This is a genomic window from Roseibium salinum (genome assembly GCF_026240905.1).
In the GTDB taxonomy this organism is placed as follows: Bacteria; Pseudomonadota; Alphaproteobacteria; order Rhizobiales; family Stappiaceae; genus Roseibium; species Roseibium salinum.
Window position 1 is genome coordinate 910727 of sequence record NZ_JAPEVI010000003.1, and the last position, 25392, is coordinate 936118.

General features: G+C 61.1%; 17 protein-coding genes and 3 pseudogenes. 8 read left to right on the top strand and 12 right to left on the bottom strand.

The features are described 5' to 3' along the window. Window positions 1–308: 308 nt before the first annotated feature. The 3 genes and pseudogenes from ON753_RS08820 to ON753_RS08830 form a co-directional block, all read right to left on the bottom strand. Window positions 309–1097 carry a DsbA family protein gene (locus ON753_RS08820; RefSeq protein WP_265962173.1) on the bottom strand — a complete coding sequence of 263 codons (789 nt, stop codon included), beginning with the start codon at window positions 1095–1097 and terminating at the stop codon, window positions 309–311. Window positions 1098–1159: 62 nt separating this feature from the next. Beyond that, window positions 1160–2068 (bottom strand): M48 family metalloprotease, encoded by a 909-nt coding sequence (locus ON753_RS08825; protein ID WP_323054800.1) that lies wholly within the window; start codon window positions 2066–2068, stop codon window positions 1160–1162. 98 nt (window positions 2069–2166) lie between these two features. Continuing rightward, a pseudogene (locus tag ON753_RS08830) lies at window positions 2167–2481 on the bottom strand (M48 family metalloprotease); the annotation flags it as partial. A 342-nt stretch (window positions 2482–2823) separates the two neighbouring features. On the opposite strand from ON753_RS08830, the pseudogene ON753_RS08835 reads away from it, so the two are divergent. Beyond that, window positions 2824–3988 (top strand): annotated as a pseudogene (locus tag ON753_RS08835) (pyridoxal phosphate-dependent aminotransferase). Window positions 3989–4137: 149 nt separating this feature from the next. Here ON753_RS08835 and ON753_RS08840 read toward each other — a convergent pair. Together ON753_RS08840 and ON753_RS08845 are read right to left on the bottom strand one after the other, a co-directional pair. Continuing rightward, window positions 4138–5509, bottom strand: a protein-coding gene (locus ON753_RS08840; protein WP_264417572.1) for an IS1182 family transposase whose coding sequence is annotated in 2 segments (ribosomal slippage) — window positions 4138–5070 and window positions 5072–5509 — 1371 coding nt in all. Because the reading frame shifts where the segments join, the coding sequence is not laid out codon by codon here. Between the two features lie 103 nt (window positions 5510–5612). Then, window positions 5613–8315 (bottom strand): Rne/Rng family ribonuclease, encoded by a 2703-nt coding sequence (locus tag ON753_RS08845; RefSeq protein ID WP_264417580.1) that lies wholly within the window; start codon window positions 8313–8315, stop codon window positions 5613–5615. Window positions 8316–9033: 718 nt separating this feature from the next. Between ON753_RS08845 and ON753_RS08850 the strand changes: the two genes are divergently transcribed. The 3 genes and pseudogenes from ON753_RS08850 to prfB all read left to right on the top strand — a co-directional run bounded on the left by ON753_RS08850 (window position 9034) and on the right by prfB (window position 14215). After that, complete coding sequence (locus ON753_RS08850; protein ID WP_265962174.1) at window positions 9034–10275, top strand: N-acetylmuramoyl-L-alanine amidase; 1242 nt, start codon at window positions 9034–9036, stop codon at window positions 10273–10275. Between the two features lie 179 nt (window positions 10276–10454). Further along, window positions 10455–12927 (top strand): annotated as a pseudogene (locus tag ON753_RS08855) (penicillin-binding protein 1A). A 156-nt stretch (window positions 12928–13083) separates the two neighbouring features. Then, window positions 13084–14215 (top strand): peptide chain release factor 2 gene (prfB, locus tag ON753_RS08860; RefSeq protein ID WP_265962175.1). Its coding sequence is split into 2 segments (ribosomal slippage): window positions 13084–13152 and window positions 13154–14215, totalling 1131 coding nucleotides; the frame shifts between segments, so codons are not numbered across the junction. Window positions 14216–14279: 64 nt separating this feature from the next. On the opposite strand, the gene ON753_RS08865 is transcribed toward prfB, so the two are convergent. The 4 genes from ON753_RS08865 to bcp all read right to left on the bottom strand — a co-directional run bounded on the left by ON753_RS08865 (window position 14280) and on the right by bcp (window position 17056). Continuing rightward, window positions 14280–14930 carry a M23 family metallopeptidase gene (locus tag ON753_RS08865; protein WP_265962176.1) on the bottom strand — a complete coding sequence of 217 codons (651 nt, stop codon included), beginning with the start codon at window positions 14928–14930 and terminating at the stop codon, window positions 14280–14282. A 168-nt stretch (window positions 14931–15098) separates the two neighbouring features. After that, window positions 15099–15626: a hypothetical protein gene (locus ON753_RS08870; RefSeq protein ID WP_265962177.1), complete on the bottom strand. Its 528-nt coding sequence runs from the start codon at window positions 15624–15626 to the stop codon at window positions 15099–15101. 90 nt (window positions 15627–15716) lie between these two features. Then, entirely contained in the window at window positions 15717–16550 is an 834-nt protein-coding gene (locus ON753_RS08875) for a ferritin-like domain-containing protein (RefSeq protein WP_265962178.1), read from the bottom strand. A gap of 38 nt (window positions 16551–16588) precedes the next feature. Beyond that, complete coding sequence (gene bcp / locus ON753_RS08880) at window positions 16589–17056, bottom strand: thioredoxin-dependent thiol peroxidase (RefSeq protein WP_265962179.1); 468 nt, start codon at window positions 17054–17056, stop codon at window positions 16589–16591. Between the two features lie 207 nt (window positions 17057–17263). Here bcp and ON753_RS08885 point away from each other — a divergent pair, with 207 nt between their 5' ends. Both ON753_RS08885 and ON753_RS08890 read left to right on the top strand, forming a co-directional pair. Next, window positions 17264–18802 (top strand): translocation/assembly module TamB domain-containing protein, encoded by a 1539-nt coding sequence (locus ON753_RS08885; RefSeq protein ID WP_265962180.1) that lies wholly within the window; start codon window positions 17264–17266, stop codon window positions 18800–18802. After that, on the top strand, window positions 18705–20558 hold the full coding sequence (locus ON753_RS08890; protein WP_265962181.1) for an AsmA-like C-terminal domain-containing protein: 1854 nt from the start codon (window positions 18705–18707) through the stop codon (window positions 20556–20558). The genes ON753_RS08885 and ON753_RS08890 overlap by 98 nt, the downstream gene beginning before the upstream one ends. A gap of 45 nt (window positions 20559–20603) precedes the next feature. Here the strand turns inward: ON753_RS08890 and tyrS are convergent, their stop codons facing one another. Continuing rightward, a complete protein-coding gene (gene tyrS / locus ON753_RS08895; RefSeq protein WP_265962182.1) occupies window positions 20604–21857 on the bottom strand; it encodes a tyrosine--tRNA ligase in 1254 nt (417 codons plus the stop codon). 135 nt (window positions 21858–21992) lie between these two features. Next, the gene (locus ON753_RS08900) at window positions 21993–22211 is read right to left on the bottom strand and encodes a hypothetical protein (protein WP_265962183.1); all 219 of its coding nucleotides are present in this window, start codon (window positions 22209–22211) and stop codon (window positions 21993–21995) included. 181 nt (window positions 22212–22392) lie between these two features. On the opposite strand from ON753_RS08900, the gene ON753_RS08905 reads away from it, so the two are divergent. Further along, on the top strand, window positions 22393–22680 hold the full coding sequence (locus tag ON753_RS08905; protein ID WP_264417562.1) for a hypothetical protein: 288 nt from the start codon (window positions 22393–22395) through the stop codon (window positions 22678–22680). A 118-nt stretch (window positions 22681–22798) separates the two neighbouring features. Next, window positions 22799–23842, top strand: coding sequence for a DmpA family aminopeptidase (locus ON753_RS08910; RefSeq protein WP_265962184.1), 1044 nt, complete (start codon window positions 22799–22801; stop codon window positions 23840–23842). Window positions 23843–23957: 115 nt separating this feature from the next. On the opposite strand, the gene glnA is transcribed toward ON753_RS08910, so the two are convergent. After that, window positions 23958–25367, bottom strand: a complete 1410-nt coding sequence (gene glnA, locus ON753_RS08915) for a type I glutamate--ammonia ligase (RefSeq protein ID WP_265962185.1) — start codon at window positions 25365–25367, stop codon at window positions 23958–23960. Between the last annotated feature and the right edge of the window lie 25 nt (window positions 25368–25392).

The following is a 25392-nucleotide window of genomic DNA, read 5'->3' on the forward strand; positions in this document are numbered from 1 at the left end:
ATTATCTGGCTCTCGTACTCGGTCCGCAACAAGCGCAACCCCTCGGTCAACCTGGCAGACCTTCCATCGACGAGATGGGGCCTGACCGGCCGACGCGGCTTGATCAGCGGAAACTGTCCCCGCCCGAAGCCGGCCCGCACTGCGCTATTTGCTCCGCCGAAAAATAAGCGGACAAAGGTGTCTGTGACCCATGTTCAAGATAAACACAGGCCACGCTCCTTATAGGGATTCAATCGGAACAGGAAAACCCCCGATTATTCATTGATATCGAGGAATTGCCGTTTCCAACAGCCTTATTGGACCCGGCACTAACACGACGCCTCGCCGCAGTTCTTCACCACGTCGAGTTTTTCTCGAAGCTGATCGTAGCCGATCGCGCCCATGACGACTTCATCGCCGACCACGTAGGATGGCGTTCCCGTCAGTCCGAGCCGGTTCGCAAGCGAATAGACTTCTTCGATCGTCTGGCCGGCTTCGTCCGTGGTCATGGCAGCCAGAAGTTCGTCCTGGTCGATGCCGATACCGGTCGCTGCCTTGAGGGCACTGTCCCGGTTCGCCTGTCCGCGGCTCAGCAGCAGCGCTTCATGGAATTCGCCGTATTTTTCCGGGGCGATGGAGTTGACCGCAACCGCGACCTGGGCTGCCTCGACGGAGCCCTGGCCCAGGACCGGGAACTCCTTCAGAACGACTCTGAGGTCCGGGTCCTCTTCGATGAGCCTGACCATGTCGGCATGGGCACGTTTGCAATAGCCGCAATTGTAGTCGAAGAACTCAACGAGGGTGACGGAGCCCTCCGGATTGCCCAGAACGGCCTGGCGGGACGAATCGAAGAGGATGCCGGAGCTGTCGGAGAGGACCTCCAGACGGGCGGCCTCTTCGGCCGCCTTCTCGCGCCGCTCGAGTTCGCTCAAGGCGTCGGCGATGACTTCGGGATTTTCGAGAAGGTATTCGCGCACAATCTTCTCGATCTCGCTGCGGTCGACATCCTGTGCACTGGCAGGAACGGAGAACAGGGACAGGGCCAGCGCGCAAGCGGAGAGCAGGCGTAGCAGTGCCGGCGGGCACAATGGCCGGAAAATCGGGGAAATGTGGTTCATTCGGGCTCCTTTGGCCACCGGTGATCGACATTCGACCGGGCGACCATATGTGTCACGACAGCCTAACGGCTATTGGGCAGATCAGGTGGTTTGTACGCTACAATGTCATCGGCTTGAAGCCATGCCGGCGTTCCACGCTTCAAACTTTGTTGAGCGCGGGCGGCGTAGCGCCTGGCGGCCTCGAAATCTCCGCGGACCATAAGGCCTTTTGCCGTTGCCAGATCGGCCTCGGGCCGCTCGCCCTGACGCCCGTGGGCGATTGCCAGTTGGCTATAGGCGACGCCCGAGTTCGGGTCGCGCTGGATGGCCTCTTTCAGGACCCGCTCGGCCTCCGGCAGGTAGGACGGTTCGTTGGCGCCAACCAGCGCATAGCCCAGCCAGACGAGGAATTGCGGTTCGTTCGGCTTGAAGGACAGCGCCTTGCGGAAAGGGGCAATGGCGGCTTTCGGGTCGCCGCCCTCCAGCAGCGCCTGTCCCTTGAGTTCGTAGTAGTAGGGATTGTTCGGCTGGGTGCGGATCAGGGCGTCAATTTCCTTCACCGCGGATTTTCCCCGGCTATTCATGGCCGCGATGGCCCTGGCATATTCCGCGGCCGGGCTTTTGTCGCTGCGCGGGAAGGCGCGCAATGTGGCGGACGGGTGGCTGGTGAAGGCGAGCAGCTTGGCGCGGACCTGGTCGTGCCGGTATTGCAGGACGTAGTCATCCGGTTGATCGTAGTATTTCGACTGTTGCGCTTCATTCAGAAGGCCGTTGAAGCGCTCCTGTGCCATCGGATGGCTCTGGGCGTACGGGTCTGCATACTGGCGGGTGAAGAACTGCTGCTCGGCCATGCGCTCGAACGTCTTGAGCATGCCGCGGGGGCTTTGACCGGTCGCTTCCAGGTACTTGAGGGCGGCCCTGTCCGCCGCGGCTTCTTCACCGCGCTGGTAGGCAAGAAGCGATCTCTGGCCGACAGATCCGGACCCCAGGATGGCGGCTGCGCCCCGGAAGCGGCCTGGCCGGAGCCGGTGGCCGCACCAGCCGCCGCGGCGCCAGCTCCCAGAATCATCCCGATGACGGCAACAATCTGGGCGTTGGCAGCAGCCGAACGGAGCCTGACCAGATGCCGGCCGGCGATATGTCCTGTTTCATGGGCGATCACGCCGATGACTTCTCCCGGTGTCTCGGCTTCCAGCAAGACGCCGATATTGATGAACATGCGCCGGGAATCGGGAACGAAGGCGTTGAAACTCTTGTCATTGACCAGAATGATCTCCGGCTCGGAATGCGCGATCCCGGCCGCCTTGAAGATCGGCGTGGCATAATCCTTCAGCAGCGATTCTGCCTCCGCGTCGCGAACCACCGGCAGATTTCGGCTTTGCGCATGGGCCGGGGTAATCGCCATCGGCAGCGCGATGGCGGCGGAACAGGCCAGGGCAACGGCCTTGCGCACGAGGCGGGCGCCGGACTGCCTGTCAGGCAGAGCAGGGGCGGACACTAAACGCGGCAAATTGCAAACCTCCGAAGCGGAACCACAAGATCAAGGTCGATGCGCATGAATGTGTGGCGAAGGTATGGAGGCGGAAGCCGCCGGTCAAGAAAACCCAGATGACAAAACGGCAAGGTTCCCGGGAGAGACGCCGGCAGCGTTACGGCCCGCGCTTTGTGCCACGTTGCATCCTTTCGGAAAATCCGCGATACGAGACACTTCGCGCGCTCACCTTCATTGCCGCAATAACAGGTTCCGATGACATCGAATGCTTTTCTGCCGTCCCGCCGCAGCGACGTGGCTCCCTTTATCGCCATGGACGTACTGTCCGAGGCGGCAAAACTGGAGGCGGAAGGCCGCAGGATCGTCCACATGGAGGTTGGCCAGCCTTCGGCTCCCGCGCCTCGGGTGGCGCTCGCCGCCGCCAGGCAAGCCCTCGAACACGGCCGGCTGGGGTATACGGAAGCCCTTGGCATCAGGCCGCTGCGCTCGGCTCTTGCGGATCACTACAGGCGGACCTACGGCGTTGACGTTCCGGTTGAACGGATTGTTGCAACCACCGGGTCTTCCGCGGGTTTCAACCTTGCCTTCCTGGCCGCGTTCGATCCGGGCGACCGGGTCGTCCTGACGGTTCCGGGCTATCCGGCCTACCGCAACATCCTGAAGGCTCTCGGACTTGTGCCGGTGGAAGTGGAGGTTGGCGCTGAAACCCGCTGGAGCCTGACGCCCGGTCATCTGGAAGAGGCGCAGCGTCAGGGGCCGATCAAAGGGGTTCTCGTGGCCAGCCCCGCCAATCCCACCGGGACGATGATGACCGCGGATGCCCTCGAGGATCTGATCCGCTACTGTGAAGACGCCGGCATCTGGTTCATTTCGGACGAGATCTACCACGGCCTGGACTATGCGGGGGAACAGAAAACCGCGCTCGAGACCTCAGCGAACGCGATCATCATCAACAGTTTCTCCAAGTATTACTGCATGACCGGCTGGCGGATCGGCTGGATGGTGCTGCCCGGGCAGCTTGTCCGCCCGGTCGAGCGAGATCGCGCAGAGCCTTTATATCTCACCTCCCGAACTCTCCCAGATCGCGGCAACGGCCGCGCTCGGCGCGGTGCAGGAACTGGAGGCGGTGAAGGCCGGCTACGCGGCGAACCGGACGCTGCTTCTGGACGGCCTGCCGAAGATCGGCCTGGACAGGCTTTTGCCCGTCGACGGCGCCTTTTACATCTACGCCGACATCAGCCGCTTCAGCGCTGACAGTCTGGAATTTGCCCGTCAAATGCTGCACGGGGCGGGTGTCGCGGCGACGCCCGGCGTTGATTTCGACCCTGAGCACGGCAATGAATTCCTCCGCTTTTCCTTTGCGGGCTCTCAAGCCGACATGAAAGAGGCGCTCGACCGGCTCTCGGGGTTTCTCAAATAGGGGCTTGCGAACAAGCCAATGAAAAAGGCGGCCGAGTTGGCCGCCTCAGACTGCTGACAAACCCGCCGATTTCGGCGGGTTTGTTTTTTGAGATTTGTTTTGCCGTTATTTCTGGGTTTTGAATTTAGCGTGGTCGGGCTTTTTGCCTGTCAGGCCCGTACTTGTTTGGGTGGTTTGGTGAGGGCCATCGCGATCTTCTTGATGTTCTGGGCGGCGGCGGCGAGGAGGCACTGCATCTGGACGCGCACCAGACTTCGGAACCTGGCGTATCTGTGGCCATGGAGCTGTTTGGCATCGGCAAACGAACGCTCCACGGTTTCCTTTCGACGCTTGTAAACAGCCTTGCCCCAGGGTGTCAGGCGATATGTATCGCTTCGCTCCCTGCTCTCCTGCCAGACATGGCGGGTGATGGTGCGCTCAGCCCTGGCATTGGAGGTGCAGGAGGCCAGAAGCGGACACTTTTTGCAGATGGCAGGGTCGGAGCGGTAGTGTTTGTAGCCGTTCCTGTCCGTCGTTGCATAGGTCAGCAGCCGGCCTTCGGGACAACGGTAGCCATCGGTTTGCTCCTCGTAAGCGAAGCTTGATTTGCGCATCATGCCGGGCTTTGGGGCAGACGGGCGGCGGTATCCGGTCACCCCCAGAATATCCCGCTCCTCCAGTCCCCGGGCTATCGCTGAAGTGGCATAGCCCGCATCAAGACCAACCGCCTTGACCTGGAAGCTGAAGCGGTGTGCCTGACGGTCCAGCCGGTTCAGATAAACAATGCTGTCATGGACATTGGCCGGTGTGGTGAAGGTGTCCGTGACGATCCCCAATTTACCGTCCACCGTGCGGTGGTCCAGATAGAAGAAGCCCTTTGGCTTGCCCTCACGCACCATGTAGCCGCTGTCCGGATCCGTGCGGCTCACCTTGGTTTGCTTGACCTCAGGAGAGCGCTCCTGCTCCTTTAGCGGCTTCTGGCCATGCAGCCTGCGTTCCGCCTCAACCGCCCGGTCCAGGTCCGCCCAATAATCGGCCCGTGACTTCTCGATTTGAGCCAGATCGTATTTGCCTTTGTTGGCATTCGCCTTCAGATGTGTCGAGATCCGTATAAAGCACCGTGCCGTCTACAAGGCCATGAGCGATCGCCTGCTCGACAATGTGGTCGAAGATATCCTGGGCGACAGACGCGTCGTTGTAGCGACGCCGCCGGTTCTGGCTCAGTGTCGAGGCGTCGAACACCTTGTCCGTCAGCTTCAGCCGCAAGAACCAGCGGTAGGCGACATTCACCTCGATCTCGCGCACCAACTGGCGCTCCGAGCGGATGCCGAACAGGTAACCGATGAACAACGCCTTGAACATCAACGTCGGATCCAGCGGTGGACGGCCGTTGTCTGCGCAGTAGAGCGCCGAGACACGGTCATGGACGAACGAAAAGTCGATCACCGCGTCAATCTTGCGCAAAAGGTGATCGGCGGGAACAAGCTGCTCGAGTGTAACCATCTCGAGCGCTGTCTGATCGGGGCCGGGCTTCTTCAACATCTAAACAGTGAATCAAAAACCCCTGGACAATGCCAGGGGTTTGTCAGCAGTCTGAGGCGGCCGAGTTGGCCGCCTTTTCTTATTCTGTCGCCTTACGATCCTGTCAGAAGAACGACCGGCCGCGCTGCCACCAACCGACGCGCTTGGGCTTGTCTTCCTTGTCCTCGTCGTCGTCAGAAGATTCGCTGGTCACCACCGGTTCCGCGGGTGCCGAACTAGTCTTCTCGGGCGTTTCAGATGCCACCGGCTGTTCGGAAGTCGGCGTCTCGACAACGATGTCTTCCCTGCTTGTGACGGCTTCCGGAGCCGCTGCCACATCCTCGACGGAAGGTTCAGGGGCCTCACTCGTGTTCACCTCGGCAGCTTGCACCTGCTCGCCTGCCTCAGCCTCGGCGCCGCTGGCTGCTTCCTGAGCCGGAGCCTCGGCTTCATCCGCCTGGAGGGACGGCTGTTCGGTTTGGGGCTCTCTGGTCTCGGGGGCTTCCTGCGCCTCGCCATCGCCGGTGGTATCGCTCTCACCGGAGTCGCCTTGCGCCTCTGCGCCATCACCGCGCCGGCCCCGGCGCCCGCCCCGGCGGCCCCGGCGGCGCTTGCGGCGTGGTTCATCATCGCTGCCGTCTTCGTCGCCCGAACGGGTTTCTGCCGTCCGGCCGCCGTCATCGTCGCTGTTTTCGCCGTCGGCAGTTGCTTGGCGGGTTTCACCGCTGTCGTCAGTCTGGCTATCCGAACCGCCCCGGCGGCGCTTGCGGCGGCGTTTGCGCCGGCGGTCGCCATCGTCGTCATCCTGTTGAGCGGCTTTTTCGACTTCGGGCTGTTCTTCGGTCTCGTCGACCTCCTCGATGTCGTCAATTTCGTCGGCGAGGTCGACGGTATCAGGCTGCACATAGGGCGAGGGAACCGGGAAGCGCTCCCGGTCCACCGGCGTGCCGCGCTCCAGAACGTAGAGCTGGCCATTGACCGTGTCGTCCGCATGCACCTCGATGCCGATGGCAAAGCGGCGTTCCAGATCGACCAGGTTGGAGCGCTTCTGGTTCAGGATGTAGAGCGCGACCTGTGTCGTCGTGCGGATGATCAGGTTGTGAGACGCGCCCTTGAGCAGATTGTCCTCGATGGAACGCAGCACGTGCAGCGCGACCGATTCGACGGAGCGGATCATGCCCGTGCCCTGGCAGTGCGGGCAGGGGGTCGTGGAGCTTTCCAGGACACCCGTCCGAATGCGCTGACGCGACATCTCCAGAAGGCCGAAATGGGAAATCCTGCCGACCTGGATGCGTGCCCGGTCGTTCTTCAAACAATCCTTCAGCTTGCGCTCGACGGACCTGTTGTTCTTCGACTCCTCCATATCGATGAAGTCAATGACAATCAGGCCGGCCAGATCGCGCAGGCGCAATTGGCGGGTAACCTCTTCCGCTGCTTCCAGATTGGTCTGCAGCGCCGTATCTTCGATATTATGCTCGCGGGTCGACTTGCCGGAGTTCACGTCGATGGAAACCAGCGCTTCGGTCTGGTTGATGACGATATAGCCACCCGACTTGAGCGTGACCTGCGGCGAGAACATTGCATCAAGCTGCGGCTCGACCCCGTAACGGATGAACAGCGGCGAGGGATCGCGATAGGGCTGGACGTTCTTGGCATGGCTCGGCATGAGCATGCGCATGAAATCCTTGGCCTCGCGATAGCCTTCCTCGCCGGCGACGAGGACTTCGTTGATGTCCTTGTTGTAAAGGTCGCGTATCGAGCGCTTGATCAGGCTGCCTTCCTCGTAGACGAGGCTGGGGGCACTGGATTTCAGCGTCAGCTCGCGGACATTTTCCCAGAGCCGCATCAGGTACTCGAAATCGCGTTTGATCTCGGCCTTTGTGCGGCTTGCGCCCGCGGTTCTCAGAATGACGCCCATGCCTTCCGGCACATCGAGCTCCGAAGCGATCGTTTTCAGGCGCTTGCGGTCGGTCGGCTGGGTAATCTTGCGGGAAATGCCGCCGCCCCGTGCCGTGTTCGGCATCAGGACCGAATAGCGGCCGGCCAGCGACAGGTAAGTCGTCAGAGCAGCGCCCTTGTTGCCGCGCTCTTCCTTGACCACCTGAACCAGAATGATCTGGCGGCGCTTGATGACTTCCTGGATCTTGTAATGCTTGCGCATCGGAGCGCGACGCTCGGGAACCTCTTCCATCGCATCTTCGGCGCCGACGGATTCAACTGCGTCGTCGTCGTTGTCCGCTTCGTCGTCGTCCTCGTCCTTCCTGCGCCGTCCACGGCGGCCGCGGGACCGGACCGGCGCCTCGTCCTCGTCGTCTTCATCGGCGGAATTGTCGGTCGAACCGGAGGCGTCATCGCCTTCAGCGTCGTCCGGAGCCCGGGCGGCGAGCGCCTCGTCGTCGTCTTCTGCCGACGCGTTGTCCTCGTCCGAGCCGTTGCCGACCTTTTCGCTGGAGACCGTTTCGGAGGCTTCGTTCTTGGCCGCGCGCGAGCGGCGGCGGCGCTTCGGCTTTTCCTCCGCATCTCCCTCGTCGCGCTGGCGCTCGGCCGCTTCGGCGGCGAGCAATGCCTCGCGGTCCGCCAGCGGGATCTGGTAATAGTCAGGGTGAATTTCGCTGAAGGCGAGGAAGCCGTGGCGGTTGCCGCCATATTCCACGAAAGCCGCCTGGAGTGACGGTTCGACCCGCGTTACTTTTGCAAGATAGATATTCCCGCGCAGCTGCTTTCTGTTTGCTGCCTCAAAGTCGAATTCTTCAACCCGATTGCCACGCACGACGACGACCCGGGTTTCTTCCGGGTGGCCCGCGTCGATCAGCATTTTGTTTGCCATTATTGAACGTCTCCACGGCAGCGCTTGGCGCGTATCCAGAACGCGCATCGCCCGAAAGGAGGAAGGCTGCCGTATTTGTTTTGCTAAGATGGGGAAGGGCGTCTGCGCCCGGCGCGGTCGTATGATCAACGCAAGCGGCCGCAAAAGCGGAACCTTGCTGTATGTTGATCATCATGTGCATCGCGCGGGTCCTATCGGGGCAACGCAGGCCCTTGGAGTTAAGTCGTTGTACCTCGGCCGGTATGCAGGTTGGCTTCGCCGCTTCATCTGCTTCCGGTTCCGGAATGGGTCCGCTCGAAAAGTTCCGCCGTTGACCTCGCCGGGAATCAGCCGATAAAACTCAGGCATGATGCTGCGAGACGGGCGGTTTCGACGAGGGCCGATATGCAGTCCTCTGTAATCCTGACATCCGGAAAACCGGCAGAACGGCCTCTGTTCCGCCGCCCGAAGGCCCTGGATTACGATGACGTTGTGGATAGCTACCCTTTTTCGTCACCTGGGAAGGTATCGGTTTCGAACCAAAATCCGTAAGGTACTTTTACGATCCGATGCTCCGCATTGCAAGCAATGTGAAGTGCCTAAAGCATTTTCCTCTTTGAGCAGATAGCGTATGAGAAGGCTTGGACGGGCTCAGTGCGGACGGTTTGCGAGCGAGATGGCCGGAATAATTGAATTGAAAAACGGGATTAAACCGCAGGTTGGCAGGATCTGTGATGCCTTGGGCCGGGCTCTGGGCGTGGCATGCGCGGTCTTCGCAGTTGGTGCGATCGCGCTCGCCGGACAGACGGTGACTGTCGCGGCCGAGACCGCTAAACCCGTCATCACCGGGGCCAGAGTGGCGGGAGATGGCGAGCGCACGCGATTCGTTCTGGACGTGGATACCCAGATCGAACCTGCAATTTCCGGTCTTGCCGCCCCCTATCGGTTGATCATCGACCTGCCGGAAGTGTCGTTCGAAATTCCCGATGACGCGGGCGAGACCGGGCGCGGACTGGTCGCGGACTGGCGCTTCGGCCTGTTTGCCCGCGGGAAATCGCGCATCGTCATGGACCTGACCGGTCCGGTGACTGTCGACAAGACATTCTTTCTGCCGGCCGTGGATGACCAGCCGGCGCGCCTGGTGGTCGACTTGGTAAAGTCCACGCCAGAGGGTTTTGCCGCGTTTGTCGAAAGCTCGCGGGCCCGGAAATCTGCAGACGAAAAGAAGGCAGCCAAGACCGACAAGCTGAGGACGCCGGTGGACAGCAACAAGCCGGTTATCGTTCTTGATCCCGGTCACGGCGGCATCGACGACGGAGCGACCGGTGTCGACGGGACGCTGGAAAAGGCAATCGTCCTGGAGTTTGCCAAGCTGTTGAAAGCCAAGCTGGACGAAAGCGGGCTTTACACCGTGCATCTGACCCGCGATGACGACAGGTTCATCCCGCTGGGACGGCGGGTCGACATCGGTCATGAGCTCGCTGCCGACCTTTTCGTTTCCATCCATGCCGACTCGGTGCGCTGGGGCCGCAAGCTGGCGCGCGGATCGACCGTTTACACGCTTTCGGACAAAGCATCCGACCAATTGGCCGAAAATCTTGCGGAATCGGAAAACATGTCCGATGTGATCGCCGGAGTAGACCTTCATGATGAGCCGGAGGAAGTCACCGATATTCTGCTGGATTTGGCGCGCAGGGAGACACGGACCTTTTCGGTCTATTTCGCCAAAACGCTGGTGAGCGAATTGAAAACCGCCGTGCGGCTGATCAACAATCCGCACAGATCAGCCGGCTTTCGGGTCTTGAAGGCGCATGACGTGCCTTCCGTTCTCCTCGAACTCGGCTATCTGTCAAACGAGCACGACGAGAAGCTTCTGGTCTCGGCAGAGTGGCGCGAACGGATGGCTCTGGCGGTGTCCGAGGCGATCCATGGATTTTTCCGGCCAAGGCTTGCCCGGCAGCAAGAGATGCCCTCTCAGTAATATCATGTATTGCAACGGAAATTGAAGATCTTGGCTGACTTCTGCCTCAGCATCGCCATATTGGTGGATGAGGAAGTCGGTTAAAGCGTGTGTCAGACGGCCATGGTGCCGGAATAATGTTTCCATGTTAAAATCCTGGAAGCCCAGACGGGGAAAGACGAGCCCGCAGTATGAAATTCTTGGTGAAGTTTTTTGGCTATCTGTTCGGCATCGGCGCAGTTCTCGGACTGCTTGCTGCCGCGGGGGTCTGGATGTATCTGCAGCATCTCAATGATGGCCTGCCGGACTATACCGCACTGAAGAACTATGAGCCGCCGGTCATGACCCGAGTTCACGCCTCCGACGGCAGCCTCATGGCCGAATATGCGACCCAGCGGCGCATGTTCCTGCCGATCCAGGCAATTCCGGATCGGGTGAAAGAGGCGTTCATCGCGGCGGAAGACAAGAATTTCTACTCGCATATCGGTGTCGATCCCGAGGGTATTGCCCGCGCGGCGGTTCGTTTCATCCAGAATTACGGTTCGGGACGCCGCCCCGAGGGCGCGTCGACGATCACGCAGCAGGTGGCCAAGAACTTCCTGCTTTCCGATCTGGTGAGCGAGGAGAAGAACCGGCGCTCTGCCGCCTATGAGCGCAAGGTCATGGAAGCCATTCTCTCCCTGCGGATCGAACAGGCCTATACCAAGGACCAGATCCTCGAGCTTTACCTGAACGAGATCTATTTCGGCTTCGGTGCCTATGGTGTCGCGGCCGCCTCGCTCATATATTTCGACAAGTCGGTGCATGAGCTGTCCCTGGAGGAAGTCGCCTACCTGGCCGCACTTCCCAAGGGGCCGAGCAATTATCATCCCTACAAGGAGACGGAAGCGGCTGTCGGCCGGCGCAACTACGTGCTCGATCGCATGATGGCTGATGGCTATATCGACACGCAGGAGGGCGAGGCCGCCAAGCAGAAGCCGATTGTCGTCAAACCGCGCAAAACCGGTTCACGTCTCTTTGCCGCCGAATACTTTACCGAGGAGGTCCGCCGTGAAGTTGCGGAAATCTTTGGACATGAGCGCCTCTACGAAGGTGGATTGTCGGTCCGCTCGACCCTGGATCCCGAACTTCAGAACCTGGCGCGCAAGTCTCTGATGGACGGGTTGATCGACTTCGACCGCAAGCGCGGCAACTGGCGCGGTCCCGTCGAGCGGATAACGCTCGACGCCGACTGGGGTGTCGACTTGGCAAAGATCGAAGCGTTGAGCGATCTGCCGGAATGGCAGCTCGCCGTGGTTCTGGAAAGCGGCGACTCGGAGGCCAAGGTTGGAATTCAGCCTGAGCGCAAGGTCAGCGGCGAGCTGTCCGATGAGCGCAAGACCGGCCCGTTGTTCCTGGAGACCATGAAATGGGCGCGGGTCGACGGCAAGACGCCGAGTTCGGTTTCGGATGTTCTTGCGCCGGGCGACGTCGTCTATGTGGAGGAGAGCCCGGTTGCTCCCGGCACATATGAACTGCGCCAGATCCCCAAAGTATCCGGCGCCCTGGTGGCCATGGACCCCTATACGGGCCGCGTTCGCGCGATGGTTGGTGGATTCAGCTTTGCACAGAGTGAGTTCAACCGTGCCACGCAGGCTTACCGCCAGCCCGGTTCATCCTTCAAGCCGTTCATCTATGCCGCGGCCCTCGACAACGGCTATACGCCGTCGTCCGTCGTCATGGATGCTCCCCTTGAAGTCAGCCAGGGACCGGGTCTTGGAACATGGCGGCCGCAGAATTACGGCGGCAAGTTCTACGGCCCGTCGACCCTGCGCACCGGGATCGAGCTTTCCCGGAACGTGATGACGGTCCGTCTCGCGCAGGACATGGGCATGCCGCTTGTGGCCGAGTACGCCAAGCGCTTCGGCATATACGACAATATGCTCCCGGTCCTTGCCATGTCGCTCGGCGCCGGTGAAACCACCGTACTGCGCCTGACCACCGCCTACGCGACGATCGCAAATGGCGGCAAGAAGGTGCGTCCGACTTTGATCGACAGGATCCAGGACCGTTACGGCCGCACCATCTACAAGCATGACAGCCGCATTTGTGACGGCTGCACGCAGGATGTGTGGGAAAATCAGGACGAGCCGAACCTGATCGATGACCGCGAACAGGTTCTCGATCCGATGACCGCCTACCAGATCACCTCCATGATGGAAGGCGTGGTTCAGCGTGGCACGGCAACATCCGTCAGGGCCCTGGGCCGTCCGGTTGCCGGCAAGACCGGCACGACCAATGACGAAAAGGATGCCTGGTTCGTGGGCTATACCCCGGATATTGCGGTCGGTGTCTTCGTCGGTTTCGATGATCCGAAACCGATGGGTCGCGGGGCGACGGGCGGTCAGATTGCCGCGCCAATCTTCACGGATTTCCTGAAAAAGGCGCTGGCAGGCAAGCCGCCGGTCGAATTCCGCGTCCCGCGCGGCCTGGAACTGATCCCGATCAACCGCGGCACGGGGCTCCGAACCGCTGCGGGGACGCCGGGTGCGATACTGGAAGCCTTCAAGCCGGGCATGGCACCGCCGGACAGCTACTCCGTCATCGGTTTCGACGAGATCCATGGGCGTGTCGCACACGGTTTCGCCCGAGGCCGGCCAGGCCGTTCTCAACGGCACCGGCGGCCTTTACTGACCCGGCCATTCCCGGCCGGGAAAGGTTTGCGGAGCTTAAACGCCCGTCCTGGTTTACAGCGGCAGGCGGCCCGGCTAAATTCCCGCTCCAATTCCCGGCCCGGGCCTCTGTTCAAGGAGGCCGGGCCGCTCCACGTAAATCAAAGCGAGGTATCCGATGCGCGCCGAAATGGAAGCGATCGTCGATGAAATCAAGCAGGCCATAAGCCTGCTGAGGAGGCATCTTTGACTGGGATCAGGCACTGGTCCGGTTGGAGGAGCTGAACGCCCTATCCGAAGATCCGGAACTGTGGAACGACCCGACAAAAGCACAGAAACTAATGCGCGAGCGCCAGCAACTGGACGACGGCATCAGTGGGGTCAAGGAACTTGAGCGGGATCTGTCCGACAATGTCGAGCTGATCGAGCTCGGTGAAATGGAAGATGACAAGTCTGTCGTCGCGGAAGCCGAACAGGCGCTGCGCGGGCTGCGCGACAAGGTCACCCAACTCCAGCTGAAATCGCTTTTGTCCGGGGAAGCCGACGCGAACGACACCTACCTGGAAATCAACTCGGGTGCGGGCGGTACAGAAAGCCAGGACTGGGCCTCTATGCTGCTGCGCATGTACCGCCGTTGGGCGGAGAAGCATGGCTTCAAGGTCGAACTGTTGGAGTACCATGACGGCGAAGAAGCCGGCATCAAGTCGGCGACCCTGTTGGTCAAGGGTGAAAATGCCTATGGGTGGCTGAAGACCGAATCCGGCGTTCACCGCCTGGTACGCATTTCGCCGTATGACAGCAATGCGCGCCGGCATACGAGCTTTTCAAGTGCCTGGGTCTATCCGGTGGTCGACGATTCCATTGATATCGATATCAATGAAAGCGATTGCCGCATCGATACCTATCGCGCATCGGGCGCGGGCGGCCAGCACGTCAACACGACGGACTCTGCGGTGCGTATCACGCACCAGCCGACCGGGATCGTGGTGCAGTGCCAGTCCGAGCGCTCCCAGCACAAGAACCGCGCGACTGCCTGGGGCATGTTGAAGGCCCGGCTTTACGAGGCGGAACTGAAGAAGCGGGAAGAAGCTGCAAGTGCCGAAGCTGCGTCCAAGACGGATATCGGCTGGGGCCACCAGATCCGGTCCTATGTGCTGCAGCCCTATCAGCTGGTGAAGGATCTCAGAACGGGCGTGGAAAGCACGTCTCCCGGCGACGTTCTCGACGGCGACCTCGACAAGTTCATGGAGGCGGCGCTGGCACAACGGGTGTTTGGCGGCGATCCGGTCGAAGTCGAAGACGTGGACTAGAACGGCCCGCGCCCGGACATCCGACATTGCAGTTTGAACAGCACGGGGCCTTTTGGCCCCGTTCTTACAGGGCCGCCAGCCGGTCGCCCGCGGAAAGAAACGCGGCCGGATTGCTCGGTTTGTCGTGCCGCCGGATTTCATAGTGCAGGTGTGGTCCGGTCGAGCGGCCGGTGGAGCCGACATTGCCGATCAGGTCTCCTGCCAGCACATGGTCGCCTTCCTTCACCTGGAGACGGCTGAGGTGGGCATAGCGGGTGGTGAACCCGTTTGCGTGATGGATCTCGACCATCTTGCCATAGCCGCCGTGACGTTCCGCGCTGATCACGGTGCCGGGCGCCGTGGCGAAAACGCGGGCGCCGTAGGGGGCCTTGAAGTCGATGCCCGTATGCATGGCGAGGCGGCCCAGGAAGGGGTCCACTCGCGGACCGTAGCTGCTGGACACTGCCGCGCCGTTGTGGACGGGACGTTTGACCGGCAGGCGCAGGGCCGTGAACCTGACGCGCCGCAGTATCTCGACCGCGCTGTTCGCCCTGTTCAGGCGATCTGAAAAATTCTCTTCCGATATCGGCAGAAACGGGCCGCCGATGGCAGCCGTCTCGCGCAGTGCCTCGTTGACAGATGGCGCGAGAGAACGGGTGATGTCGAGAATGTCCTCGATGCGGCTCTCCGTGGCAATGGTGATGGCATCCACCGCCGCGGTGCTTTCGTCGCCCATTTCGGAGATATGCGCTTTTACCGCGCTGAGAGCGGCTTGTTTTTCAGAGTTTTTTTGCGTCGGGATCTGACTCGGGAGCGTTTGCGGCCGGCTGCTGCAGGATGCTCAGCGGGTCGAAGGGTCCGGTGGTGGTATCGCGTAGCCCCAGAGCCTTGACCGGTTCATCGATCAGCTGGCTTTCGCCGCCGATAGCGAACTTATCCTCTTTCTCGAGGGACGCGAGGCCGCGTGCGTCGAGGGATGGTTTTGCGGGGGAAGCGGTTTGCCGTCACCGAGATAAATGCCGTTGCTCTCGGCGCGGGCAACGAGATCGGCAACGATCGCGTGGCGCTGATTGAGATCCTGCTGGCGGCGCAGTACGTCCATGACCTGGATTTCGACGGTTTCCCTGTCGACCATCTGGCGGCTCGTCAGGTTCTCGATTTCCGCCCGCAGACGGTCGATATGATTTCTGTACTGCAGGACCAGTTCGGTGCGCTCTGCCCTGGCCTCGGCCATCATGTCGCCGCGCAGAACGTAGTAGCCGATGCTTCCGGCAATCGCCAACGTTGCCGTGGCGCAGGCCAGGGCACCGCAGACAAGATGCACCGGCCGCAGGGCATAAGTCGTGGCCCTGGTCCCCTGATCCGGAACGGGATGACGTGGCGCCGTCCGGGGAGCCTGGTAGTATCGCGTCGTTTCTTGGCGCTGTCGCATGGTCACTCAGTCGCTGGCTGCATTCTGCAATTGAACTGAGTGTGATTAGAGTTTGGTAAGGTTAATAATTCGTCTGCACGAGCGCGAAAATCAACCGATCAACGGCGCAAGAGGCTTGTAAAAACCGGGGGTTAAGCCAGCTTCCGATCGTGCCCGGTCGTTGAAGGGCGGTTTCAGCGCTCCGCGGAAATGTTTGCGGACGAAGAGGTGAAAGGCCGGTTCGGGACTGATTCCCTGCCGGTCGCACAAAAACCGGAACCACTTGGCGCCGAAGGCGACGTGGTTCTTCTCGTCCCTGTAGATGACCTCCAGACATTTGGCGGTGTCTTCATCGCCGATCTGGCGCGCCTTTTCGATCATCGGCGGGGTTATGTCGAGCCCGCGCGCTTCGAGCACCAGCGGAATGATCGCGAGCCTCGCTGCCAGATCATGGCCGGTGTCCTGCGCGGCCTGCCACAGTCCGTCATGGGCGGGCATGTCGCCATAGCGGGCGTCCAGTCCGGCAAGGCGGTCCTGAAGCATGGAGAAATGCTTGGCTTCCTCCAGCCCCACCCGAACCCAGTCATCATAGTAGGACCGCGGCAGGCGCACATGGGCGAACCGGCCGATCAGATCCCAGGTCAGGTCGACCGCATTCAGCTCGATATGGGCGAGGGAATGAAGGAGCGCCAGGCGGCCGGCCTTGCCGGTGAGGCTGCGCTTGGGCATGTCCCTGGGCGCCAGCAGCACCGGATGGTCAGGTCTGCCCGGCCTGTCGGGCATGAGCCCGTCCTTCGAGGGGGAACCAAGCGCCAGTCCCCGCTGAAACCAGGCTTTGGAAACCGCATAGGCCAGTCTGACCTTTTCTTGCGTATCCGGCGAGGAAACGATGGCGCGGGCTCCGGCAACGAGGCTGGAGGGCAGGGACGTGGCGGGGTCCGGCATGCTGTTCCTGAAGGCTGCAATCTTGGTTCGGGCGGATCTCAAAGTGACCTGGCGGCATCAAGAACGGCTTCGGCGTGGCCCGGCACTTTCACCTTGCGCCAGATTCCGGCGATTTTTCCGTCTGAATCCACAAGAAACGTGGCGCGCTCGACCCCCATGTATTTCTTGCCATACATGGATTTCTCGACCCAGACGCCGTAGGCTTGCGCGGTGCTGGTTTGCGTGTCGGCACCCAGCCGGACGGCCAGATTATATTTGGCGATGAAGTTGTCATGCTTCTTGGCCGAATCGGGAGACACGCCGATTATTGTGACGCCTAACTTGTTGAATTCTCCGATGAGCTGCGTAAATGAGATCGCCTCGTTGGTGCAGCCCGGCGTGTTGTCCTTGGGATAGAAATAGACCACCACGGGTTTTCCTTTCAGAGCACTGAGGCAGACCCGGCTGCCGCCATCGCTTTCCAGATCGAAATCCGGTGCCGCATCGCCGAGGGATAACTCGCTCATCATGCCTTCCTTCCGTCACAGTTTACGCGTTTATGCCGGGAAATGGCCGTCTGACAATTCGCAGCAGTCGCAAAGTTGCCGGTTTCGCAGTATCATAAGCTGCTCGGCGACTCGTTCAATGCTGTGCAGGACAGTTCAGGCGCCTTTTTCCGGCTTGCTCTGACAGGCCTGTTGCGTATTCACAGGCGGAAGATTGGACTGAAATACTTGCCCAAGACCGGCGGATCATCAGGACCAGCGACAGCACCACAAAAAAAGTCCAGGGGCAAGCGTGCGCTGCTGCTATTCACGGCGGCCGCGGTCGTCTGCGCCATCGCCGCACTGGCCGTTCTGTTCACCACCGGTCCTGTGCGCATTCCGTTCCTGGGCAGCCTTTTGGCCATGCAGGGAACCCGAGGGGCGGTCGAGCTCTCGGTTGAGCGCGCCAGCGTCGATTTCACCGCGCGCGGCGGCGTGGAGATCATCCTTGAAGATGCCAAAGCGCAGATAGACGGGCCGTCACCGGTCAGTGTCCGCCTGCCAAAACTCGTTGCTCCCATAAATGTGGATGCGCTTTACGCTGGCAAGATCCATTTCTCGTCGCTGGCATTTGAAAAGCCCCGCGTCAAAGTCCAACTGACCAGCAAGATTGCGCGAGTGCCGGACATGGAGCCGCTCATGGAGGCGGTCGACCGGATAAGCGATGTGGTGGACGACCAGTTTGCCCGACGCGGCCTGGAGTTCGTCCGGATCAGCGACGGCGAGTTCGAGCTGGCGGGCAAGACACCGCGTCGTTTCAAGGGGATCGATGCGGACGTCTTCCGCAGGAACAATCGCGTCATCAGAGCCTTTGCCAAGGTTTCGGGAAAAGTCTCGAACTGGCGGATGGAACTCGCCCGTAGCGCGCCGCAAGGAGCCGAGCACAAGAGCATCGGCGTGGTGGTCAACGGCATCACCCTGGCGGAGTTGCTCGACCCCGAGGCGGCCTCCAAACACGGCAAGGGGCTCGGGCTTCCGGCATCTGCAAAGATCGAAGCCACGCTGAACGCCAGCGGCCAATTTCTTTCGGCCAATGCGGTTGCCCGTGTCCGTAACGGCTGGTTTCAGCTGGGCAAGACACTTGTTGCTTTTGACGATGCCGCCTTGTCGCTGTTGTTCAAGGGGGAGAAGGCGGTCGACATCACCACCTCCCACGTCATTCGCGGCAATACGCGGGTCTTCTTTACCGGTGAGGTCGAGCCGGACGTCGAGGGCACGTCAGAGTGGGGCATCAGGCTGGATTCCAAATATCCGCAATTCGGTCCCGCCGATGTCGCCGAGGCGCCGCATATGCTCGATGGCATACAGTTGCGCGGCCGCTTTGATCCCGAAGAGCGCATGCTGAACATCGACCGCTTCACGGCCAGGTCCGGCAAGGCCGTGATTCACGGCGTGGGATCGCTGCAGCTGACGTCTGAAGGGCCAAATCTGGCCCTGGCGGCCGAGGGAGAGCAAATCCCGGTTGCGCTCGCCAAACAGGTCTGGCCGATCACGCTCGTTCCGCCCGCGCGGCGCTGGATCATCGAGCAGAATCGACGCCGGGACGATCGACAGCGTTTCCTATACGGGCGCAATCCGGCCTCCCGGCTTCGATCATCGGAACCCGGACCCGGGCTGGTCGGGCGACGACATGCGTGTCGACATGACTTTCTCCGATGCGGCGGTCACGCCGATCGGCAACATTCCGCAGATCCGGGGTCTCAAGGGGACGCTTACCGTTCAGGATGAAGTGCTGACCGTGGCTGCCACCGACGGCACTGCGACGTCATCAAAAGGCGGCGAGATCGCGTTGCCGTCCGGTGTGTTCAAGATCTTCGACCTGCCGCTCCGGGACGGCAAGACCGCGCAGATCACCACACGCATGAAAGGGAAGGCTGAGGATCTCGGTGCGGTCATGAACAGTGCGCCGTTTCTCGTTCTCGACCGTGCCGACCTCAAGAACGACGGGGTCAGTGGTTCCGGGCGCGTGGATGTCGAGGCGAAGTTTCCGCTCGGCAACGAGATCGATCTGGCCGATGTCGACTGGCGTGCGACCGGCGAGCTGACGGATTTTACCGACACCAACCCGATCATGGGGCACACGGTCGCGGACGCGGACGTCTCGCTTGAAGCGGACCGGAACCAGGTCGCCATCACGGGCAAGGGGGTTCTCGACGGGCTGCGGGCCGACATCGATCTTGTCGTGCCGCTCGGCGAATCCGGCGTGGCGGCCAGGCAGGACGTGATCGTGTCGGTCACCGCCAAACAGCTGAAGGACAAGGGCATCGACCTGACAACGTTCCTGAACGGTGCCATGACCTTGAGCGTTACCAAGGCGAGCGACGGCCAGGAGTTCGTCGTCGACCTGCAGCAGACGGAAGTGCGCTTGCAGGCGCTTGGCTGGCAAAAGGCCAAGGGGGTTCCGGCAACAGCCTCGTTCAAACTGGTCGAGACGGAAGACGAACGCCGCATCAAGGATTTCAAGCTGGATGCGGAAGGCGCGCGCGTGAGCGGCTCCATGCGGCTGTCCGCGGACGGCAACCTTACCCACGCATCCTTCGACACATTCAGGCTGCGGCCGGGCGACGACGCCGAGGTGGACATCCAGCGGGCCGGCGACGGGCGCTACGACATCATCTTCGCCGGTTCCGCCTTTGATGCGCGCGGCCTCATCCGCAGCATGCGCAGCCCCGGCGGCAGCAAGGGCGGCGGTGATTTCTCGAAGGGCGCCAGAATCGCTGCAACGATCGACCGGGTGACCGGGTTCAACAAGCAGACCATCGAGAAGTTCTCCGGCAAGGTCGAGACCGGTGCGAAGGGCCTGGTTACTGCGGACTTGAAGGGGCTCGTCAACGGCCGGGCCAATTTCGAATTCACCGTAACCGACGAGGACGACACGCAGGTCGCAAACGGCCGGTTTGCGAATACGGGCGCAACGCTCAGGTTCCTTGATGTCTATCAGCGCATGCGCGGCGGCACCGGCTTGCTGAACGTCGCGATGGCCGACGAAGACAGCTGGGTCGGCGATTTCACAGTGCGCTCCCTGCGCATCACGGAAGACCCGGCGATCCAGCGCATCCGCCAGCAAAACCGCCGGGTCAATTCCAATCTGGACGCATCGACCTCCGTCGCCATCCGCGAGCCGGAAGGCTCAGCGAGTTTCGATACGCTCGATCTGAGTTTCACGCGCGAAGTGGACACCTTGACCGTCATCCGCGGGACCCTCCAGGGCAACGCCCTGGGCGGTACGGTGAGCGGGATGGTGGATCTCAATCAGCAGACGCTGAACCTGACCGGCACCTTCGTGCCGATCTATGCACTGAACAACTTCTTTGCCAAAATTCCGCTGCTGGGATTTGCGCTTGGCGGCAGCTCCGGCGAAGGCCTGATCGGAGTGACCTACCGGCTCTCCGGCTCCATCTCCGATCCGGTTCTGTCGGTCAATCCGATCTCCGCGATCGCACCGGGCATTTTCCGCAAGATGTTCGAGTTCCAATCGAATTGACATGACGGGCCGGGCAGCGAGCCCGGCGCCTCCTGCCGGCTGTGGTCAAACCGGCTTCAGCAGCACATGCTTCTTCTTTCCGAGCGACAGTTTGATGATGCCGTCATCGGTGAGGTCTGCGAGGGAAAGCTGGCGCTTTTCGTTCTGTTCGCCGCGATCGTTGATCCTGACGGCGCCACCCTTGATGTTGCGCCGGACATCGCCGTTGGATGCGCAAAGGCCTGCGATGACGAAAGCCGACAGGACGCCGAGCCCCGCTTCAAGGTCGGATTTCGGAACCTCCACCGTGGGCAGGCCTTCAGCCGACTCGCCTTCCTCGAAGGCCTTGCGGGCGGTCTCCGCTGCCGCTTCCGCCTTTTCCCGGCCATGGATCAGCGCCGTCGCCTCGGTAGCGAGGATCTTCTTTGCGTCATTGATCTCGGAGCCTTCCAGTGCGGCAAGGCGGGCAATTTCGTCCATGGGCAGTACGGTGAACAGCTTCAGGAAGCGTTCGACATCGGCGTCCTCCGTGTTGCGCCAATATTGCCAATAGTCATAGGAGGCGAGCTGTTCCTCGTTCAGCCAGACCGCGCCGGCCGCGGTCTTGCCCATCTTGGCACCGGAGGCTGTGGTCAGAAGCGGCGAGGTGAGGGCGAAAGCCTCGACATCAGCCAGGCGGCGGACAAGGTCGGTGCCGGAAAGGATGTTGCCCCACTGGTCGGAACCGCCCATCTGCAGCCGGCAGCCGGTGCGCCGGTAGATTTCCAGGTAGTCGTAGCCCTGGAGCAGCATGTAGTTGAATTCCAGGAAGGACAGATGCTGTTCGCGCTCCAGGCGCAGGCGGACGGAATCGCGCTGGATCATCTGGTTCACGGAGAAGTGCCGGCCGATCTCGCGCAGGAAGTCGACATAATTGAGCTTCAACAGCCAGTCGGCATTGTCGAGCATCATGGCATCGGTCGGGCCGTCGCCGAATGTCAGCAGCTTTTCGAAGACCTTCCTGATGCCGGCCTTGTTGTCCTCGATCGCTTCGTCGGTGAGCAGCTTGCGCGATTCATCCTTGCCGGACGGATCACCGACGCGGGTGGTGCCACCGCCCATGAGCGCAATCGGACGGTGTCCGGTCTTTTGCAGCCAGTGCAGCATCATGATCGGAACGAGCGAACCGGCATGCAGGCTCGGGGCCGTGCAGTCAAAGCCGATATAGGCGGTTACGGTATCGGTGGCGCACAGGTCATCGAGCCCCTTGGGATCGGAAATCTGATGAATGAAACCGCGTTCTGAAAGAACGTTTAGAAAGTCCGATTTGAACTCGCTCATGCCTGCCTGTCCGTCCGTATTTTCTTGCCCACCGTCTGGTGTTTCTGCGGACGTGCTCTAGCGCGTGCGGGGTGACTTGTAAATTGCGGCTGCCCGGAAAACCGGCCAGCCGGGGGAAATGCGGTGCGGGGGCGGTCAGTTTGCGGACGGGCCGGCGCCGCGCGCCTTGACGCAGATGTATTTCAGTTCCCCCGCTTCCCACGCAAGACGCATGGTTTCCGACAGCGTTCGCGGCACGGCTTCGTCGAGCGCGGCCTGACAGGCGGCTTCATCTTCGAAGGTGCCTTCTTCGGTCACAGGCCAGACATTCGGCCCGGCCAGCAACTGGATGGAAACCGCCATGATCACCCACATCGGCAACTCCTTTCACGTAGGTCAAGGTCAGCGAAACAGCAGAAGACTACACGCCTCCATACCACAATTGCGTGAAAGTGACCCAACGTGATGGTGGTCACAGCCTGGGACGCAACGGCGGCATAAGGTGGTTTTCATCAGCAATGAGCCTGCTGTTGAAGATCATTCGAGAGGAGCCGTCATGTTTCGCAAGTTTGCCATCGCCGCCGTTGCCGTTGCCACTCTGGCAACCGCCGCAGTCACCATCACGCCGAACGAAGCCTTCGCCGGGAACAGGAACCGCGGGGGAGCCCTCGCAGCCGGCGCCATCATCGGCCTTGCCGCCGGTGCGATCATCGCCTCGCAGGCCAAACCCCGCTATTACGCCCCTGTTTACGCCCCTGTGCGCTGCCACAACGAGCCGGTCCAGCGCTGGAGCCCCTATCACGGCCAATATATCGTCGTCGGCTACCGTCAGGTTTGTTTCTAAGTCAGCCCAAAACCCAAAGTCCAAAACGAAGGAGCCTCCTTGTGGAGGTTTTTTCGTGTTGAGCCTGCTCCGGGTCTGCCTGTTTAATGAGCAAGCTCGAATCTGAGGTCAGGTGCCCATGTCTTCCAAATCCCGCTCCCCTTGCAGCTCTTATGGTCTTGCCTGTGGAACGCTGGAGGCAGGGAAGGGCAACACGATTGCAGATGTTGCGGGTGTGACTGTCGGTCATTTCACCTTGAGAGACGGAGACTTACGGACCGGATTTACGGCGCTGCTGCCTCATCAGGGCAATCTCTTCTGCGAAAAGCTTACCGCTGCGGTCGAGGTGATCAACGGATTCGGCAAAAGCGCCGGGCTCGTACAGGTGGATGAACTGGGCACGCTGGAAACGCCCGTGCTTCTGACCAACACTTTCGGGGTCGGCACTGGCGTCAATGCACTGATCCGCCGGGCCATTTCGGAGAACCCGGAAATCGGCCGCTCGACCGGAACCGTCAATCCGGTGGTCCTGGAATGCAATGACGGCTATCTCAGCGACATCCAGGCCATGGCCCTGACGGAAGCGCATGTGGTCGCGGCGATCGAAGCGGCGTCGGAGAGCTTCGAACAGGGCAGCGTGGGGGCAGGCACCGGGATGAGCGCCTTCGGCTTCAAGGGCGGCATCGGCTCGGCTTCGCGCGTGTATGAACTGGATGGGCGCAGGTTCACGCTCGGCGCGCTTGTGCTGGCAAATTTCGGCCGGCCGGGCGACCTGGTCCTGCCGGATGGCAGGAGGCCGCATCCGAAGGATCTGAAACGGGCGGAGGAGCGCGGCTCCGTCATTGTCGTCCTAGCCACCGATGTGCCGCTGGAAAGCAGGCAACTCAAACGGATTGCAAAGCGCGCCGGGGCCGGCCTTGCGCGTCTGGGCGCCTTTTACGGCAATGGCAGCGGCGACATCGCGCTGGCGTTCACCACGGCAGGGCGCGTCGCCCATTTTGCTTCGAGCGATTTTGTCGTGCGCGAGATACTCGTGGAGGACAGGATCGACATTCTGTTCCAGGCGGCCGCAGAGACGACGCAGGAAGCGGTGCTCAACGCGATGATCGCGTCACCCGCCATGCGCGGACGAGGGAGAAACAAGCGGCCGTCGCTGGCCGACTGGCTGGCGGCAAACGGTTAGGCGGGGCTCGCAGCAGGTCGTTCAATCGCGACGCACATCCAGCGCGGGACCGTCTGGACTGCAACAAAAAACCCCAGCTTTCGCCGGGGTTTTCGTTGCCGCAAGACCGGAGGTCTTAGACGGAGTAGTACATGTCGAATTCGACCGGGTGCGGGGTCATTTCGAAGCGCTCGACCTCTTCCATCTTCAGTTCGATGTAAGCGTCGATCTGGTCGTCATCGAACACGCCGCCGAGTTTCAGGAACTCGCGGTCGGCATCGACAGCTTCCAGCGCTTCGCGCAGGGATCCGCAAACGGTCGGGATTTCCGAGAGTTCTTCCGGCGGAAGGTCGTAGAGGTTCTTGTCCATGGCGTCGCCCGGATGGATCTTGTTCTTGATCCCGTCAAGGCCGGCCATGAGCAGAGCCGAGAAGCACAGATACGGGTTCGCGGACGGATCCGGGAAGCGGACTTCGACGCGTTTCGCCTTCGGAGAAGCGGTGAACGGGATGCGGCAGGATGCCGACCGGTTACGCGAGGAATAGGCCAGAAGAACCGGTGCTTCGTAACCCGGTACCAGGCGCTTGTAGGAGTTGGTGGACGGGTTGGTGAAGGCGTTCAGTGCCTTTGCGTGCTTCAGGATACCGCCGATGAAGTACAGGCAGGTCTCGGAAAGATCGGCATACTGGTTGCCGGCAAAGGTCGGCTCGCCGCCCTTCCAGATCGACAGGTGGCAGTGCATGCCGGTGCCGTTGTCGCCGAAGACCGGCTTCGGCATGAAGGTTGCGGTCTTGCCATAGGCATGCGCAACCTGATGCACGACATACTTGTAGATCTGCATGTTGTCGGCGCATTTGGTCAGGTTGTCGAACTTCATGCCGAGTTCGTGCTGGGCAGCAGCCACTTCGTGGTGATGCTTTTCGGTCGGGACGCCCATTTCGGCCATGACCGACAGCATTTCGGAACGGATGTCCTGGGCGCTGTCGACCGGCGGAACCGGGAAGTAGCCGCCTTTGGTGCGCGGACGGTGGCCGAGGTTGCCGGTCTCGTATTCGGAGCCCATGTTGGACGGCAGTTCCATGCTGTCCAGAATGAAGCCGGTGTTGTACGGGTCCGCATTGAAGCGAACGTCGTCGAACATGAAGAATTCGGCTTCCGGACCGACATATACCGTGTCGCCGAATCCGCCGGACTTGACGTAGGCTTCGGCCTTTTTGGCGGTCATGCGCGGATCGCGGTTGTAGCCCTCGCCGGTGACCGGGTCGACGATGTCGCAGAAGATCGCCATTGTGGACTGGGCGAAGAACGGGTCGATGTGAGCGGATTCCGGATCAAGGATCAGCATCATGTCGGACTCGTTGATGGCCTTCCAGCCGGCAATGGACGAGCCGTCGAAAGCAACGCCTTCTGCGAACATGTCTTCGTCAACAAGGCCAACGTCCATGGTGACGTGCTGCATCTTACCCTTGGGGTCGGTAAATCGCAGGTCGACGAATTTCACGTCCTTTTCCTGAATTTCCTTCAGGACTTCAGCGGCAGTGGTCATATTGTCCATCCCTTTAGTTTTTCGT